At 70.2% G+C, this 16,207-nt stretch carries 16 protein-coding genes; 5 read left to right on the forward strand and 11 right to left on the reverse strand.

What is annotated here, in order from left to right; genetic code table 11:
- Positions 1–34: 34 nt before the first annotated feature.
- Positions 35–1,357, reverse strand: a complete 1,323-nt coding sequence (locus ACAM51_RS25315; protein WP_218294250.1) for a TAXI family TRAP transporter solute-binding subunit — start codon at positions 1,355–1,357, stop codon at positions 35–37.
- Positions 1,358–1,657: 300 nt separating this feature from the next.
- Between ACAM51_RS25315 and ACAM51_RS25320 the strand changes: the two genes are divergently transcribed.
- Entirely contained in the window at positions 1,658–2,320 is a 663-nt protein-coding gene (locus tag ACAM51_RS25320) for a gamma-glutamylcyclotransferase (protein ID WP_369642254.1), read from the forward strand.
- A 31-nt stretch (positions 2,321–2,351) separates the two neighbouring features.
- Here the strand turns inward: ACAM51_RS25320 and ACAM51_RS25325 are convergent, their stop codons facing one another.
- The 10 genes from ACAM51_RS25325 to ACAM51_RS25370 form a co-directional block, all read right to left on the reverse strand.
- Complete coding sequence (locus ACAM51_RS25325) at positions 2,352–2,855, reverse strand: hypothetical protein (protein WP_369642255.1); 504 nt, start codon at positions 2,853–2,855, stop codon at positions 2,352–2,354.
- A gap of 10 nt (positions 2,856–2,865) precedes the next feature.
- A complete protein-coding gene (locus ACAM51_RS25330; protein WP_369642256.1) occupies positions 2,866–3,663 on the reverse strand; it encodes a lectin in 798 nt (265 codons plus the stop codon).
- Between the two features lie 329 nt (positions 3,664–3,992).
- Positions 3,993–5,003: a P1 family peptidase gene (locus ACAM51_RS25335; RefSeq protein WP_218338902.1), complete on the reverse strand. Its 1,011-nt coding sequence runs from the start codon at positions 5,001–5,003 to the stop codon at positions 3,993–3,995.
- A gap of 65 nt (positions 5,004–5,068) precedes the next feature.
- Positions 5,069–5,437 (reverse strand): copper-binding protein, encoded by a 369-nt coding sequence (locus ACAM51_RS25340; RefSeq protein ID WP_218294255.1) that lies wholly within the window; start codon positions 5,435–5,437, stop codon positions 5,069–5,071.
- A complete protein-coding gene (locus tag ACAM51_RS25345) occupies positions 5,434–6,012 on the reverse strand; it encodes a DUF411 domain-containing protein (protein WP_218294256.1) in 579 nt (192 codons plus the stop codon). Before ACAM51_RS25345 ends, ACAM51_RS25340 begins: the two co-directional genes overlap by 4 nt.
- Positions 6,013–6,038: 26 nt before the next feature.
- On the reverse strand, positions 6,039–6,536 hold the full coding sequence (locus ACAM51_RS25350) for a plastocyanin/azurin family copper-binding protein (RefSeq protein WP_218294257.1): 498 nt from the start codon (positions 6,534–6,536) through the stop codon (positions 6,039–6,041).
- Positions 6,537–6,580: 44 nt separating this feature from the next.
- On the reverse strand, positions 6,581–7,963 hold the full coding sequence (locus ACAM51_RS25355) for a multicopper oxidase family protein (RefSeq protein ID WP_369642257.1): 1,383 nt from the start codon (positions 7,961–7,963) through the stop codon (positions 6,581–6,583).
- A 1-nt stretch (position 7,964) separates the two neighbouring features.
- The gene (locus ACAM51_RS25360; protein ID WP_369642258.1) at positions 7,965–9,425 is read right to left on the reverse strand and encodes a TolC family protein; all 1,461 of its coding nucleotides are present in this window, start codon (positions 9,423–9,425) and stop codon (positions 7,965–7,967) included.
- Positions 9,426–9,977: 552 nt separating this feature from the next.
- Positions 9,978–10,412 carry a hypothetical protein gene (locus ACAM51_RS25365; RefSeq protein ID WP_369642259.1) on the reverse strand — a complete coding sequence of 145 codons (435 nt, stop codon included), beginning with the start codon at positions 10,410–10,412 and terminating at the stop codon, positions 9,978–9,980.
- Positions 10,413–10,526: 114 nt separating this feature from the next.
- Positions 10,527–11,150 (reverse strand): YitT family protein, encoded by a 624-nt coding sequence (locus ACAM51_RS25370; protein ID WP_218338895.1) that lies wholly within the window; start codon positions 11,148–11,150, stop codon positions 10,527–10,529.
- Positions 11,151–11,487: 337 nt separating this feature from the next.
- Between ACAM51_RS25370 and ACAM51_RS25375 the strand changes: the two genes are divergently transcribed.
- Genes ACAM51_RS25375 through ACAM51_RS25390 form a run of 4 tightly spaced genes read left to right on the forward strand, consistent with a single transcriptional unit; the run spans position 11,488 to position 16,178 of the window.
- Positions 11,488–12,258 (forward strand): DUF3348 family protein, encoded by a 771-nt coding sequence (locus ACAM51_RS25375; RefSeq protein ID WP_218294262.1) that lies wholly within the window; start codon positions 11,488–11,490, stop codon positions 12,256–12,258.
- Positions 12,255–14,936, forward strand: coding sequence for a DUF802 domain-containing protein (locus ACAM51_RS25380; protein WP_369642260.1), 2,682 nt, complete (start codon positions 12,255–12,257; stop codon positions 14,934–14,936). The genes ACAM51_RS25375 and ACAM51_RS25380 overlap by 4 nt, the downstream gene beginning before the upstream one ends.
- Positions 14,933–15,592, forward strand: coding sequence for an OmpA family protein (locus tag ACAM51_RS25385; protein WP_218294264.1), 660 nt, complete (start codon positions 14,933–14,935; stop codon positions 15,590–15,592). Before ACAM51_RS25380 ends, ACAM51_RS25385 begins: the two co-directional genes overlap by 4 nt.
- Complete coding sequence (locus ACAM51_RS25390) at positions 15,585–16,178, forward strand: DUF2894 domain-containing protein (RefSeq protein WP_369642261.1); 594 nt, start codon at positions 15,585–15,587, stop codon at positions 16,176–16,178. The genes ACAM51_RS25385 and ACAM51_RS25390 overlap by 8 nt, the downstream gene beginning before the upstream one ends.
- The last annotated feature ends 29 nt before the right edge of the window (positions 16,179–16,207 follow it).

Here is a 16,207-nt window from a genome sequence, read left to right on the forward strand (position 1 = left end):
GCCTTTCCCCGCCATGGGGGTCAAGCCCCGTGGGTCATGCGCGCAGCAGCTTCTTGCGCACCAGGTGAATATGGTTGCGCAGCGCGTACAGCTCGTCGGCGTAGGACAGCGGCACGCTCACCTTTTCGGCCTGTGCCTCCAGCGTGTTCAGGGCCTTGAGGAGTTCGGCCGAATCCGCCTTGCCCGCTTCCATGTCGTTCTCGATCTCGCGAAGCCGGCCATACCAGCGGAACACGCGTGAACGCACCCGGAACTGGTACAGCGGCGGCACGATGCGCGACAGTGGCAGCATGATCGCCAGTAGGATGCCCAGCACGAGCCACATGCGCTCAATCAGATTGGCCATCCAGAACGGCAGGTAGCGCTGCAGCATGGGGACGGGCTCGTTCATGGCACGGTCGCCTTCCTTGGCGATGGGCAGCTCGCTGCTGCGCGAGTTGGGGAACTCCCGTGCGCGGTTGAACCAGCCCGAGCCGCCGTGCAGCTTCTGCGCGTTCTGTGCGAACAGGGTCAGCAAAGCGGGGTGCGTGCCCTCGCGCGCCAGCAGCGAGGTGGTGGAGGCGACCAGGCGCACGTCCCGTGTGGGCACATTGGCGGCCAGGTCCACCACGCCACGTGGCAGGGTCACCGGCGTCAGGAACGGAAAGCGCCTCGCATAGGCCTCATGCTGGGCGAAGTCGAGCAGTTGCACGCCGGGCGTCTGCAGCAGCATCTGCACCATCAACGATTCAGGGGCGGAGGCAAAAACCAGCGCATCGAGCTTGCCCGCCAGAAAATCCATGGTGGCAGGCGTCTGCTCCAGCCGCGACATCTTCACCGCGCCGGGCTCCACCTTGTTCGCGTCGAGCAGGCGTTCCATCAGCTTGGGCACGCCACTGCCTTCGGACCCCACATTCACACGCCAGCCGCGCAGCTGGCGCAGGCTGTCGAGCCTGGGTACGTTGTAGGCACGCTCGGCGGATTCCGTCCGGTAGAACAGCCACACGGGCTCTACAAACAGGCTGCCCAGCGATACCAGCGCGTCCGCATCATCGGGCTGCAGTTCGGCCGTGCCGCCCTGCACGAATGCCACGTCGGCCTTCCCCTCGCGCAGCAGCTGGAGGTTGTGCGAGGACCCGTCGCTGGGCAGCAGCACGACCTCGATGCCGTCCACCGCCAGCGCTTTCTGGTAACGCTTGCCAAACTCTTCATACGCACTCTGACCGGGGCCGGTGGCCAGCGTCACCGTCTTGGGCGGGTTGGGGTTGAGCCACCAGTACGCCACCATCAGCAGCCCCACCGCCAGAAAGGCAAGCGGGCCGGCCGACACGATCAGGTCGCGCAGGGAAAGCAGGGTGTTGCGAAAGGCCTGGGACATGTGATCGGTGTGGAGTGCAAAGGGTGGACGGCGGGGGCTGCGAGAAGGGAGCGGGTACGGGTCTCACGCCGGAAGCGGTTGAATCAGGGCGGATGGCCGGCCGCGGTGCTGGCGATGCTCCCTGCGGGGCCGGGGCACGCTGATTATCCGTGCATGCGCGGCCGCGCCAGGGGAGCAAACGTATCCGTTGGTGCGGTATGTGCCGGGCCCCGCCCCTGCGGCCCCGTGCGCAGGACGGGGGCGGCATGGCAAACTGTCTGTTGCTTCATCTTCCGTGCCCACCCTGGCGCCGTCGCTCCCATGACGATCCTGACCCGCGAGAACCTCGGCAACGGCAGCTTTCGCAGCCACCTGGCCATGCCGGAACATGCCTCATGGACGGATGCACGGCTCGATCAGTCCTTTGCAGAGACCTGGGCCCAGCGCCCCGGCGGTCCTGTCTGGGTCTTTGGGTATGGCTCGCTCATCTGGAACCCGCTCATGGTCTTCGAAGAACAGCGCACGGCCACGCTGCGGGGCTGGCACCGCAGCTTCTGCCTGCGCTCCATCTCGGGGCGGGGCAGTCCCGGGCAACCTGGCCGCGTGCTCTCCCTGCTGTCCGGCGGCGAGGTCCAGGGGGTGGCGCTGAGGCTTGCCGCACCCACTGCCCGCGACGAAGTCCGCCTGCTGTGGACGCGCGAGATGACGGGCGGCAGCTATGTGCCGCGGTGGTTGCCGGTGCAGCTGGCCGGGGGCGGTACGGTCCATGCCATTACTTTCGTGGCCAACACCGAGCACCCACAGCACGAGCAGGACGCGTCAGCCTCCACCGTGGCACGGCTGGTCGCCCGCGCCCGTGGCGTGTTTGGCCCCAATATTGACTACGTGCTGGCGCTTGATCGTGCGCTGCGGGAGCACGGGCTGTATGATCCCTACATCGAGGCGATCATGGCCAGGATGCGGGAAGCGTCCGAGGCGCCGTAGCCTACGCCGCATCCCGGGGCTCGCACGGCATCTACGGCTTGCTGCTGCGCCGCTGGCGCTCGTAGGCCACGCATTCCTGCAGCGACAGCTCGTCATTCTGGTCCGTGTCCGCGGCTTCGAAGTAGGCCATGCGGGTTTCCACAACCTCCTTGAACGAAAGCCTGCCGTCACCGTCCTTGTCGGTGGCCGCCAGCCGCTTCAACCGGCCCTTGCCCATGCGGGGCACGTTCGCCAGGCCGGAGAGCGGGACATAGCCGTCCGCGTCAGGGCCCAGGCTGTGCCAGCTGCGCACGATGTCCTGGTGAAACTCATCCAGCGAGACGCTGCCATCGTGGTTGAGATCGGCGGAGGAGCAGATGGCCTGGAGCCGGTTGGCGAGGGGCCTGGGTGCGGGTTTCTGGCCGGCAGCGGCAGGCCTGGGCGGCGTGGCGGGCGAGGACACGGGGGTGTCGGCTGCGTGGCCCGCTGCCACCAGCGCCAGCGTGCAGGCGGCAGCGCCAAGAAGGCGAAGGGCGGGATTCGTCATCGTCGTCATCTCGGGCTCCTTACCACCACCAGCGCTGGCTGGGGCTGCGGTTGCATGGCCACACCATGGTGGGCGCTCCCTGGCGGACCCGGCCGTCTTCCACGTCCAGGCACTTGCCATTGAGCTGGCTCACGATCTGCCCACCCCGTGTGGACCAGCTCTGGCTGCGGGAGCCGGAGCACGACCACAGCACCACGCGCGCGCCGTCGCGTGGATCGCCACGGTCCACATCCACGCACAGGTCACGCACGCGGATTTCGCCGCTCCGGCCCACGCTGAAGCGCTGGGATGCCGTGCCGTTGCAGTCATACACCTGCAGCGGGGTGCCAGGCCGGATGTTGCCCTTGGTCACGTCCAGGCACAGGCGGCCGTCCACACGGATCTCGCCGCCACGGCCACCGTAGTCGGGATAGTCCGGGTACTCGGGCCTCCGGTCGTCGTCATGCCGGTTGTGGTTGGCCAGCAGGGCAATGCCTGCGATGGCGGCGACGGCAGCCACGGCCGCGCCGGCATTGGAGCCGCTCTGGTTGTTGCCGGACGCGTAGGCCCGGGTGACCTTGAAGCGGCCGCCGCAGCCGCCGTTGGTCCACAGCTCGCGGCGGGTCAGGTCATAGCCCCAGGTTCTGTTGAAGCGGCAGGCGCCTTGCGTCTGTTCGCTCAGGTCCACCTGGGTGGTGTCGTCCGGCAGGCGGTAGGAGGCATAGCCTCCGTTCGACTGCAGGTCCACGAACTGGTCCTGGGCCATCGCGGCCTGGGCGTTCACCAGGAGAGGCAGGCACAGCAGCCAGGCGCGCCGTAGACGGGTCGGGTCTTTCATGGGTTCTCCTCGTTGCAATCGGAACTGTGGTGCTCGAAGCCCGCCGCGCGGCCGGGCCGCACTGCACGGCTGCCGGAAGCCCGGCGCATGGGGCCGTCCGGCGTATGCATCATAGGGGCTTCCGGGGGGGCTTGCCGTGTCGGCTGTTCCAGCCGCCGTGCCTGGAATCCTCTGGCGAGGGGCGCCGTTGCGCCGGGCCGGCGGGGGGCAATGCGCACGCCTTCTTCGGCGCTGGCCTGCCGTGCGGTGGCCCGCGCGGGAAGCCCCAGCGGCAGTGCCTGCATCGGCGTCAACCGGGCAGGCGTGGCCGGCCAGGGATCAGGGAAGCGTCATCCCAGGTCGCCCGCCCAGGGCAGGTGCAGTCCCTCCGCCGTGGTGATCGCGCGTGCTGCCCGTGCCGCCCGCGCCGTGGCGATGGCCGTGGCTTCCGCGGCCATGGTGGCCAGGACCATCATGCCCAGGCTCTTGTTGGCGCGGCCGGTGCCCAGGCTGAAGATCGTGTCGCCATCCGACATGGTGTGCACGGGGTTGATGCTGCGGGCCAGCCCGTCGTGGGCGGCAACGGCCAGGCGATGGGCCTGGACCTTGGTGATGGCGGCGTCGGTGGCGACCACGCCGATGGTGGTGTTGGTGCCCGCCAGCAGCGGCTGTGGCGGGTCGCCGCGCAGCAGGGCGCGGCGGGTGTCGCGCAGGCGCAGGCCGTCGTCGGTGCGGGCGCCGGCGATCACCTGGGCGGTGTCCGGGTCCACCACGTCGCCCAGCGCATTGCAGGCAATGAGGGCCCCCACGGTCACGCCATCGACCGTGACCGAGGCGGTGCCGATGCCGCCCTTCATGGCGCGCTGGATGCCGAAGATCTTGCCCAGGGCCGCGCCGGTGCCAGCGCCCACATTGCCTTCTGCGGGGTCTGCGGTGGAGGCCGCATCGCACGCCGCATACCCCGCCGCGGCATCCGGGCGGATGCGCATGTCTCCCACCAGCAGATCGAACAGCACGGCGGCGGGCACGATGGGCAGGCGACCCACCGCCACGTCGAAGCCGATGCCGCGCTCTTCGAGCCAGCGCACGGCGCCGGTGGCGGCATCCAGCCCCCAGGCACTGCCCCCGGCCAGCATGATGGCGTGCACCTTGTCCACCAGATTCGACGGGTCGAGCAGATCCGTCTCGCGCGTGCCGGGCGCGGCGCCGCGCACGTCCACGCCTGCCACCGCGCCCTCGCGGGTGATGATGACGGTGCAGCCCGTGGGGCGACGGGTTTCTGTGAAGTGGCCGACTTCGATGCCGGCCACGCGGGTGATGCTGCCGGCGCTGCCGGCCAGGACGTGGGGGGATGAACTCATGGCTTTGATTATGTGCCCGGGCACCGCGCTGTCCTTGCGCGGTGTCAGGGCTCCGGGCGATCCTGTCAGGGCGCTTTTTCGAGGCGCGTGACGTGGTAGGCCCCGCCCACCTGTTCGGCCCTGAAACGCACCTTGTCGCCGGGTTTCAGGTCGCCCACCACGCTGGCGTCCTGCACGCGAAAGACCATGGTCATGGGTGGCATGTCCAGGTTTTTGATCTCTCCGTGGCGAAGGGTGACGCGCAGCGTGCGCGCGTCCCAGCGGGTGATCTCGCCTTCGCTGAGCGCATCCTGGCCACCGGCGTGCGCGGACGCTGCTTGGGCGGGGGCGGCCGCAGGCACCTGGGCCACGGCGTGCTGCGCCGCTGCAGCCAGCGCGAGCGCGGCCAGGACCGGAAGGAGGGTGGAGGCGGTGATGGCTTGCAAGGATTTCATGGGGTGCCTTTCGCTGTGGTGGCGTGGTAGCTGTTGAAGACGCGGGTGGTGCCGTCGCGGGCGACCAGCAGCACGTCGTAAGGGTCGCGGCGGTTGCCATAGGCGGCGCCATCCATTCCGGGCGAGCCGATGGGCATGCCCGGCACGGTCAGCCCCAGGGCCGGGGGCTTTTGCCGCAGCAAAGTGCGCACATCGCTGGCGGGAACGTGCCCCTCGATGAGGTAGCCGCCCACCAGCGCGGTGTGGCACGAGCCCAGCTTTGGCGGCAGGCCGAGGCGGGCGCGCACGGCGTTGTTGCCGGTCTCGTGCACCGTCAGCTTGAAGCCGCTGGCTTGCATGTGGTCCACCCAGTCCTTGCAGCAGCCGCAGCTGGGGTCTTTCCACACTTCCACCGGGGTGGCGGTGCCCGTAGCGGCCCGGGCCAGCCCCGGCAGCGTGGCGGTTGCCAGCGCGGTACCCAGCAGGGGCAGCGTGGTGGCCAGCCATTGGCGGCGGCTGGACTGGCCTGCGGATGTTGTCGTGCCCGTGGCTTGGGGCAGGGCGGCGCCGTGCGCGGCCGTGGTGTATCGGTTCATGGGTTCTCCTGGGGTGCGGGGCGGTATCACGGCTTGCGGGGCAGCACGGTGATGGTGCCGGTCATGCCCGCCTGGTAGTGGCCCGCGATGAGGCAGGCAAAGTCGAACTGGCCCGCGCGGTTGAACTGCCACACGATGTCGCCTTTCTTTCCCGCGCCCACATGGGCCATGTAGGGCTCGTCGTGCTCCATGCCGGGGTGTTTGGCCATCATCTCGGCGTGGGCGTCCAGGTCGGCCTTGGTGCCGATCACGACCTCGTGCAGCACCTGGCCCTTGTTCTCGGCGCGCAGCCGCACGGTTTCACCCTCGCGCACTTCGATGTGGCTGGGGGTAAAGCGCATGTCGTCCGTCATGCGCAGGGTGATGGTGCGGGCCACGGCCTGGGTGTCGCCCGCGATGCCCCATGCCTTCTGTTCCTTCACCGCCGCTGCGCGGGCACCGGGGTGCGGCATGTTTTCATGGGAAAAACTGCTGGTTGCGGATGCCAGTAGAGCGATGGCTGCTATGGATTTGATAGTATTCATGATGGGTGATTCCTTTTCAATGGGGATGGTGCTGGCCGTGGATGTCAGTGCCGATGTCCGCTGGCCGGGGGCTTGCGCGCGGAGGCCGCGCCGGTTGCTGTGCCTGGCGTGTCGCTGCGGGGCGGGTGCGGGGTGCTGGCCGCGAGGCCCTTCCATTCCTGGGCCTGGGTGCCGGGCGGCTGCGGGTAGTCGCCCGGGTCCCGGTAGTCGCCCGCCGCCTGGCCGGCGCGCACCTTGAAGGTGGTGAACATGCCGCCCATCTCCAGCGGGCCATAGGGGCCGGTGCCGGTCATCATGGGGAAGGTGTTGTCGGGCAGGGGCATTTCCATCGCACCCATGTCGGCCATGCCGCGCTCGCCCATCACCATGTAGTCGGGCACGATCTTCTGGATCTTGCCGACAAGGCCCTCGTGCTGAACGCCGATCATGGTGGGCACGTCGTGCCCCATGGCACCCATGGTGTGGTGGCTCTTGTGGCAGTGCAATGCCCAGTCGCCGGGCTCGTCGGCGATGAGTTCGATCTGGCGCATCTGGCCCACGGCCACGTCGGTGGTCACCTCGGGCCAGCGCGCGCTTTTGGGCACGGGGCCGCCGTCGGTGCCGGTCACCTCGAACTCGTGGCCGTGGAGGTGGATGGGGTGGTTGGTCATGGTGAGGTTGCCCACGCGGATGCGCACGCGCTCGCCCTGGCGCGCCACCAGCGGGCTGATGGCGGGGAACACCCGGCTGTTCCAGCACCAGATGTTGTGGTCCAGCATGGTGTTGACCTTGGGCGTGCGGCTGCCAGGCTCCACGTCGAACGCGTTGAGCAGGAAGGCGTAGTCGCGCTGCACGGGGGCAATGTGCGGGTGCGCCGCCTTCGGGTGCGTGATCCACAGACCCATCATGCCCATGGCCATCTGCACCATTTCGTCCGCATGCGGGTGGTACATGAAGGTGCCCGGGCGGCGTGCCGTGAATTCGTAGACAAAGGTCTTGCCCGGCTGGATGGCGTTCTGGTTGAGCCCGCCCACGCCGTCCATGCCGTTGGGCAGGCGCTGGCCGTGCCAGTGGATGGTGGTGTGCTCGGGCAGCCGGTTGGTGACGAAGATGCGCACGCGGTCGCCCTCCACCACCTCGATGGTGGGGCCGGGGCTCTGCCCGTTGTAGCCCCACATGTTGACGACGAAGCCCGGCGCGACCTCGCGCACCACGGGTTCGGCCACCAGGTGGAACTCCTTGACGCCCGCGTTCATGCGCCAGGGGGTGGTCCAGCCGTTGAGGGTGACCACGGGGTTGTAGGGGCGGCCCGTGGGCGGGTGCAGCGGCGCGGACGTATCGGCGCTGCCTTGCATGGCGGGCTCGGGCAAGGCGGCCAGGGCCGCGCGGCTGACGGAAACAGCGGCCACGGCCGTGGCGGCGCCGGAGAAGAAATGGCGTCTTTGCATGTCAGTGGCCTTGTGGGGATGAGGAGGGGGCAGCGCTGGCTGCCAGGTCTTGCAGCGCGCCCGGCGACGTGCCGGTGAGGGTGAGCTGCAGGTCGGTCTCGGCCAGCCAGAAATCGCGCTGGGCTTCGATGGCGTTGGCCACCGACTGCGTGCTGGCGCGCGCCTCGGCCAGCAATTCCCAAACGCTGGCGAGCATGCCGTTGTAGCGCAGGGTGGTCTCCTGGGTGATGAGCTGGCGCAGGGGCACCACCTCGTCGCGCTGCTGGCGCGCCAGGTCGAGCGCGGTGCGGTAGGTGAGCCAGGCGGCGCGCACTTCGCCACGGGCGCGCACGGCGGTCTCCTGCAGCTGGGCAGCGCTTTGCTCCACCTGGGCCTGGGCCCGGGTGCGGGCGGCACCGCCCCAGTCGAACAGGGGAAGGGGCGCATCGATCTCCCAGCCGCGCGTGATCTCGCGGTGGCCGGAGCCGCGCTCGGCGGCGGTGTTGCGGCTGTAGGCCAGGCCCACGTCGCCAAACACGGCCCCCGCGCGGTTCCAGCCCTGGCGGACCGCCTGGGTGTCGAGCTGGCGGCGTGCGGCCTGCACATCCAGCCGCTCGCGCAATGCGATGGATTCGATGCCGTCCGCGGGCAAGGCGCCGTCTGGAAGGGGTGGAAGCGCGTCCGCCAGGCGGTACTGCGCCTGCAGTCCCCACAGGCCCATGCGGCGGTTGAGCTGTTCGCGCTCGGTGGCGGCGGCAAGCCGGGCGCGGGAACGCAGGCGGATGGCCTCTTGCAGCACCGCCTGTTCACGGGCGTGCTGCAGGCGGCTCCAGTTGCCTACGCGCGCCATGCGGCGGGCCAGTTCGGCCCCGGCTTCTGCGGCTTGCACCATGCGGTCGTGCGTGGCGCTGACCTGTTCGGCAGCCACGGCGCGCAGCCAGGCGCGCCGTGTGTCGGCGGCCAGCGCCACCACCTCCTGCGCGGCTTGCAGCGTGGCGATCTGCATGCGCTCTTCCTGGCGCTGGCTGCGCCATGGCAGGGTGATGAGATCCAGCAGGCTGAAGGCCAGGGTGCGCTCGATTTCACGCTCCTGGCTGTTGGTGAAGCGCCCCAGGGCCAGGTGTGGGTTGGGCAGCGTGATGGCCTGCACGCGTTCGGCATCCGCCACGCCCAGGGCAGCCAGCCGCGCCTGCAGGCCGGGGTTGTTGAGCAAGGCGATGCGCACGGCGGCATCCTGCGTGAGGGGCTGGGCCAGCCACCCCTGCAAGGACTGCTCCGCCTTGGCCCGGGCTGCCGTGTCGTTGGCGGGCAGGGCCGCGGCCTGCGTGCTGCCCGTTCGGCCCGCGGTGAGCGCGGCCACGTCGCCCCGCAGGCCGTCGGGCGAGACGCTGGCGCAGCCCGCGAGCACGGCCGCAGCGGCCAGCACGGACAGGCGTGCGGGACGGCGGCGTGCCGTTGAAGAAAGGAACTGCGGCGCGCTCATGGTCGGCTCCCGGGCGCGTGGTGGTGGCCATGCGGGGAGGGTTGCGGGGTTGCGGAACCGCCCTGGCTTCCGTGGATGCCGTGGGAGTCGCCGCGTCCGGCGCGGGGCCCCTGTGGCGTCGGGGCGCTGGGGGTGGGAAGCTGGGCGCCCTGCCGGGCCTCCCAGGCCAGGATGTCGGCATGGCCGCGGGGAAAGGCGGCCACCGCCCTGTGCGCATCACGCCATGCATGGGGTGCGGGCGCCTCCTGCGCCAGCGCAGGCTGGGGCCCGGTGGCGCGGTGGACCAGCGACGCCGTGGGCGCATCGGGGTCCGCCGCAGGGAAGGGCAGGGATCCCGTGCCCGGGGATGCGGTGCCGTTAGCGAGTGAAAGTGCCGGTGCGAGCAGCACCAGGCAGGCTGCTCGCCGGAGCGACGGTAAAGACAGGAAAAGTGAAATGGGGGCGCGCATGGCGATCTCCAGACAACAGACGAACAGGGCATGGCGCTGCCGCCCCGCCACCCGATGGCGGGTGGCTGTGGGGCTCGGGCAGACGCACTTCGGGCGTCAGAGGTCAGGCGATGGGTGGCTTGATGGCCAGTGCCGCGGGAGCACTGTCAAACTGCGCGGAGGCGACGGGCAGCATGGCGCCCGTGGGGGGGTGATCCGGTGCTGGTGCCATGGGCGCATCCAGCATCGCGGAATGGCAGATCTCGCACGCCGAACAGGCGGCGGAGTGGTGCTCGTGCGCCGCGCAGCCGGCGCTGGTGCCGTCGCACCCGGCGGAGGCAGCGGCCAGCACGGCATGGCCAGGGTCCTGTCCGTCCCCTCCCTCTCCGGCAGGCAGGCCCTGGTGGTGCTCCTGCCCCGCCGTGCCGATGGAGTCGCCGCCAGCGGCATGGTGATGGGAATGTTCCTGCGGGTGCGACGTGCCCGCGGGGAGCAGCGGCGGCAAGACGCCCGCGGCCATGGCCGTGCCGGTGAGGCCCCGGAGGACCAGCACCAACATCAACACGAAATAGAGGCCGCGACGCATCCACCAATGATACGGCGGCGGGCCCCAAGGTTCCCGGCGCCTTTCCATATTGTCATCTGGCGGCCATCGCCGGGCCGCCCAGGCCGCTCATACCGCCATGTAGCGCCCCGGGCGGTGGTTCATGGCCAGCACCAGGTTCAGCGCCACGGCCCCGGCGATGGACCAGGCGACGCGAAGGGGTTCCACCGTCCACAGCGCCAGCAGCACGATGCCGCAATCCACGGCCATCTGGATCTTGCCCGCGCGCCAGCCGTAGCGTTCCTGCAGGTAGAGCGCGGCGATCCCCACGCCGCCCAGGCTGCACCGGTGGCGAAACAGCACCAGGAACCCCGTGCCCGTGATAAGCCCCCCCGCGATGGCCGCATACGGCGGCTGCAGCTGCGCAAACTGCAGGAACTGCGCCTGCAGTTCGGTCAGCAGCGACAGCAGCAGCACGGCGGCAAAGGTCTTGACCGTGAACGCACGCCCCAGCTTGCGCAGGGCCAGCCAGTAGAAGGGCAGGTTGAGGACGAAGAAAATCTTGCCGAAACCGATGCCCGTGGCGTAGTGCAACAGGAAGGCAAGGCCTGCCGTGCCCCCGGTGAGCAATCCCGCATTGGTGAAAAACGCCACGCCCACGGAGATCAGCAGCACCCCCGTGAAGATGGCCACCGCGTCTTCCGTGAGCGTGTGGGGCGCTACGGCGGCAGCGGGCGTGGGGGTGGAGGGCATGGGAGGAACAGCGGGAGAACTCGGCATGGTGCGCAGCGACGGGCCGTGGGGGGAGGGACAACCGCCGGATTGGACCATGCAATCCCCGTGCCCGGCTTGAGCGGCGTCAAGGCTTGTGCGCGCGGGGAAGGAGGTGGGGAGGCGCTCCCGCCGGCACGGGCCCCTGGCCAGGTTTTTGCCTTGGACCAGATGTAACACCTGCAACCTCGGGCCCGGCGCGGCGGGGCGGCCCGCGGTTCCTGCGAAAATAGCTGGTTTTGCCCACTGGGGACCGGTTCCCTGATGCCCCCGCCCTCCGGGAGGGCGGCAAGAAGCGCAGTGAAATGGTTTTCCAGGGATGTATCCGCACCACAGACTCAGCAGCTCAGGACTGGTTGTCCTGCTCCAGCAATGGATGCAGGCCGATGCGGGTGCGGCCGCGCGCGCCGACGTGGCGCAGGAGCTGGGCCAATGGCTGAGCACGGTGGACGCCGTCACGCTGAGCCGTTCGCTGCATGCCATCGACGCCTTCCCGCAGGGGGAGGTTGCGGGCGCGGACGGGGCGGACCTGCAGGCACTGCAAGCGCTGTTTCAGCGCACCCAGGCAGAGCTGACGGCGCTGGCGTCGTCCAAGCCCGCGCCCGCCAAGCCGGCCCGCGAGCGCGCCGACAACACGCGCGCCCAGGCGCCGGACCCGCAGGCCGAGGCCGAGTACGGTTTTCATGCGCCGCGCTACCTGGGCCTGCAAAAGCAGATGGATGCGAAGTTGCTGGGCTTGCGCGCGCAGGTGCGCCACGGGGTGTCGCAAGGCTCCCGGGGCCTCAGGCAACTGGCGGCACTCGATGCCGTGATGGAACAACTGAGCTTTGTGCGCGAACAGCGCCTGTGGGCCTCCCTGTCCGCGCACCTGGACCGGCGCCTGGTGCAATTGCGCCGCGCCCACCAGGAGCGGCTTTCGGCCCAGGGGCTGCCGGATGACCCGCAGCGCTGGCGCCTGCCCGGCGGGTGGCTGCACGCGTTCGAGCGCGACATGCAGGCGCTGCTTCTGGCCGAGATGCATGTGCGGCTGCAACCGATCCTGGGCCTGCTGGAAGCAGCCCGCAACGAGAACTTGGAACGACACGAATGAACAAGAGTGTGATGGCCGCCGTATTTGCCCTGGGCCTGGCGGCAGTGGGATGGGTCGGTGGGGGATTCGTGGGGTCGAGCCCGCTGGCACTGGCGATGACGGTGGTGATCGGCGCGGTCTATGTGCTGGGCGCGCTGGAGCTGGTGCAGTTTCGCCGCGGCACCGTGGCATTGGCCACGGCGCTGGCGGATGGCGCGCAGCAGCCCCTGGTGGACCTGGGCTCCTGGCTCGACCGCCTGCCCGCCGCGCTGCGCCACCCGGTGCGCCAGCGCATCGAGGGGGAGCGTGCCGTGCTCCCGGGGCCGGCCCTCACGCCGTATCTGGTGGGACTGCTGGTCATGCTGGGCATGCTCGGGACCTTCCTCGGGATGGTGGTCACCTTCAAGGGCGCGGTGTTTGCCCTGGAGACCTCGGGCAGCCTGGAGGGCATCCGCGCCGCCCTGGCCGAGCCCATCAAGGGCCTGGGCCTGTCGTTCGGCACCTCGGTGGCGGGCGTGGCGGCCTCGGCCATGCTGGGGCTCATGTCCGCGATCGCCCGCCGCGAGCGGCTGGTGGCGGTGCGGCAGCTCGATGCGCACATTCCCACCGTGTTCCGCCCGTTCTCTGCGAGCCATCGCCGCGAGGAGACCTTCCAGGCGCTGCAGGCCCAGGCACAGGCCATGCCGCTGATCGCCGAGCGCCTTCAGGGCCTGGTGGAAGGGCTGGAACGCCGCCACGACAAGCTGGCCGCGCAATTGCTGGCGCAGCAGAAGGATTTCCATGGTGAGGCGTCGTCGGCCTACACCCGGCTGGCGGGCGCCGTGGGCGCATCGCTGCACGACAGCCTGGGCGCCAGCGCCCGCGTGGCCGGCGAAACGCTGCGGCCCGTGGTCGAGCAGGCCATGGCCGAACTGGCGCAGGAATCGCAACGCGCGCACCAGCGGCTGGCCGATGCCACGGCGGCCCAGATGCAGGCGCTGGCAGCCCAGTGGGAGGGCACGGCACGCCAGGTGTCGGACACCTGGACATCGGCCCTGGACAAGCACACGCAGGTGCAGGACCGCCTGATGGGCGGGTTCGATGGCGCGCTGCAGTCGGTGACCCAGTCGTTCGAGCAACGCTCCGCAGCGCTGCACGCGGCGCTGCAGGACACGGCGGCGCAGTCGCACGCCGCCCAGAAGGCGGCCGACGAACAGCGCCTGGCCGGGTGGACCCGGTCGATGGAGGGCATGGGCCAGACGCTGGCGGCGCAGTGGGAGCGGGCGGGCACACGCGCCGTGGAGCAGCAGCAGGGCATGCGCGACGCGCTGGAGGGCGCCACGGCGCGCCTGGACCAGTCCCTGCTAGCGGCCACCCAGGCTTTCGAGCAGCGCTCCACGGCCCTGGTCGCGTCGCTGCAGGACACGGTGGCGCACACCCACGCGGCCCAGGCAGCGGCCGACGAGCAGCGCATCGCCGGCTGGCGCGCATCGATGGAAGACACGGCCCGCTCACTCGCCGCCCAATGGGAGCGCGCGGGCGAGCAGGCCGCAGCCCAGCAGCGGGGCGTGGCGCTGGCGCTCGCAGGTGCTGGCGCGCAGCTGGGCGAGTCGCTGCAATCGGCCACGCAATCGTTCGACCAGCGCTCCAGCGCGCTGCTGTCGTCGTTGCAGGACACGGTGGCGCAGTCCCACACGGCCCAGATGTCGGCCGACCAGGCGCGCCTGGCCGGCTGGAACGCGTCCATGGAGGGTGTTGCGCAGTCGCTGACGGCCGAATGGCAACGCGTGAGCACCCAGACGCTGGAGCGCCAGCAGGCCGTGTGCGATGCCCTCGAGACCGCGGTGACCGGGCTCGCCGGCCGCATGGGCGAGCAGGTGGCCAAGACCCTGGACGGCACCGCGCGCCTGATGGACCAGTCCGAAGCCTTGCTGCGCACCCGCACCGACGCGGAGGCCCAGTGGCTGCAGGCGCAGGGCGACCGCATGGATGCGCTGGCAGGCGTGTGGCGCACCGAGCTGGCGGCGCTGCGCGATGCCGAGGCTGAGCGCGGGCGTGCGGCGGTCGACCGCCTGGAGGCCTTGCAGGAGGCCGTGGCCCAGCACCTGGCCACGCTGGGGTCGGCGCTGGAAGCACCGCTCACGCGCCTGCTGCAGACGGCGTCCGACGTGCCGCAGGCGGCTGCGGAGGTCATCGCCCAGCTGCGCCATGAGATGACGCAGCTGAGCGAGCGCGACAACGTGGCGCTGGCCGAGCGCACGGCCATGATGGAGCAGCTGGGTACGCTGCTCCAGTCCGTCAACGAGGCCGCTGTAGAGCAGCGCGGTGCCATCGAATCCCTGGTGGGCACGGCCGCTTCGGTGCTGGAGCAGGCGGCATCGCAGTTTGCACAGGCGCTGGACAGCCAGGTCGGCAAGGCGGACGAAGCGGCCACCCACGTGGCCGCCAGCGCGGTGGAGCTGTCGAGCCTGGGCGAGGCCTTTGGCCACGGCGTGGGGCTGTTCACCGCCAGCAACGAAAAGCTCATGGACAGCCTGCAGCGCATCGAAGGCGCCATCGGCCAGTCCCTGTCGCGCAGTGACGAGCAACTGGCCTACTACGTGGCGCAGGCACGCGAAGTGATCGACCTGAGCATCGCGTCGCAGCAGGGCATTGTGGAAGACCTGCGCCGGCTCAAGGGCAGGGCGGTGGCCGCTGCCGAACCGGAGGTGGCCGGATGATGGGCCTGGACGACGCCCTCGACGAGGGGACCGAGCAGACCGCGCCGGTATGGGCCGTGTTCGGCGATCTCATGGCCGGCCTGCTGGGCGCCTTCGTGCTGATCCTGGTGGGCGTGCTGGTGGTGCAGATCGATCTGGTGGCCAGCCTCAGGCAGGAGGTGGAAAAGCGCCAGCAGGAAGAGCAGCGCCGCATGGCCCTGGAGAAGGCGCTGGCCATCCCCTTGGCCAGCGGCCGTGTGACGGTGAATGACGGCCGCATCGGGATCAGCGGCAGCGTGCTGTTCGCCACGGGCTCCGACGAGTTGCGGCCCGAAGGCCGCCAGCTTCTCAGAAGCCTCGTGCAGCCCCTGCAGGTGTACCTGCGCGAACGCGACGAGATGCTGATGGTGAGCGGGTTCACCGACAACACCACACTGCTGCGCGGCAGCCAGCAGCGCTTTGCCGACAACCTCGAGCTGTCCGCCCAGCGGGCGCTGACGGTGGCGCGGGCGCTGATCGACGAAGGCATGCCGTCGTCGCAGGTGTTCGCCGCAGCGTTCGGCGCGGAGCAGCCGGTGGCCTCCAACGCGGATGAAAAAGGCCGCGCGCAGAACCGCCGCGTGGAAATGGCTCCCGTGCCCAAGGCATCGGGTGCAAAGCCTGCGCGGCATGAGTGAACCCACGCTCGAATCCCTGCGCGCCGAGGGTGCGGACCGCCACGACCCCGTGCGCTACCGCTACCTGGAGGTGCTGGCCGCGCGCCTGCCCGCACAGCCCCCCGCGGTGCAGCAGATACTGGAACAGCGGCTGCGGCGGGCCGTTGGGGCCTATGCGGACGGAGCCCGCGCGGCCGGCGGGCCGGCCCCCGGCGCGGTCGAGCCACCGGCGGCATCACTCCTGGCCCGGCTCAACCGCGACCTGGACGCACGGGCGCAGGCCGATGCGGAACGGGTGCGCATCGAAGGCGGTGCCAGCGCGTCGGACATGAAGAGCGTGCGCCAGTTCAGCGAGGTATGGTCCCGCATTGCCGCAGAGCAGCAGGTGGTGCAGGCGCTGGACCGTGGACCGGAGAACGCGGGGCCGCTCAACCCGCACAAGCTCATGCTGCGGTCGCTCAGCCTGATGCGGGGCCTCTCGCCCGACTACCTGCGGCGCTTCCTGTCTCAGATGGACTCGCTCCTGTGGCTGGAACAGGCGAATGCAGCACGCCCGAGAAACCTGGGCCCCGCAGCCCGCGGGGGGCGAAGCCGGCCCAGGGCATAAGAAGTCCCTGTCGAATCCGGCGGGCCTGT

It is taken from the genome of Acidovorax sp. A79, assembly GCF_041154505.1.
Taxonomy (GTDB): Bacteria; Pseudomonadota; Gammaproteobacteria; order Burkholderiales; family Burkholderiaceae_C; genus Acidovorax.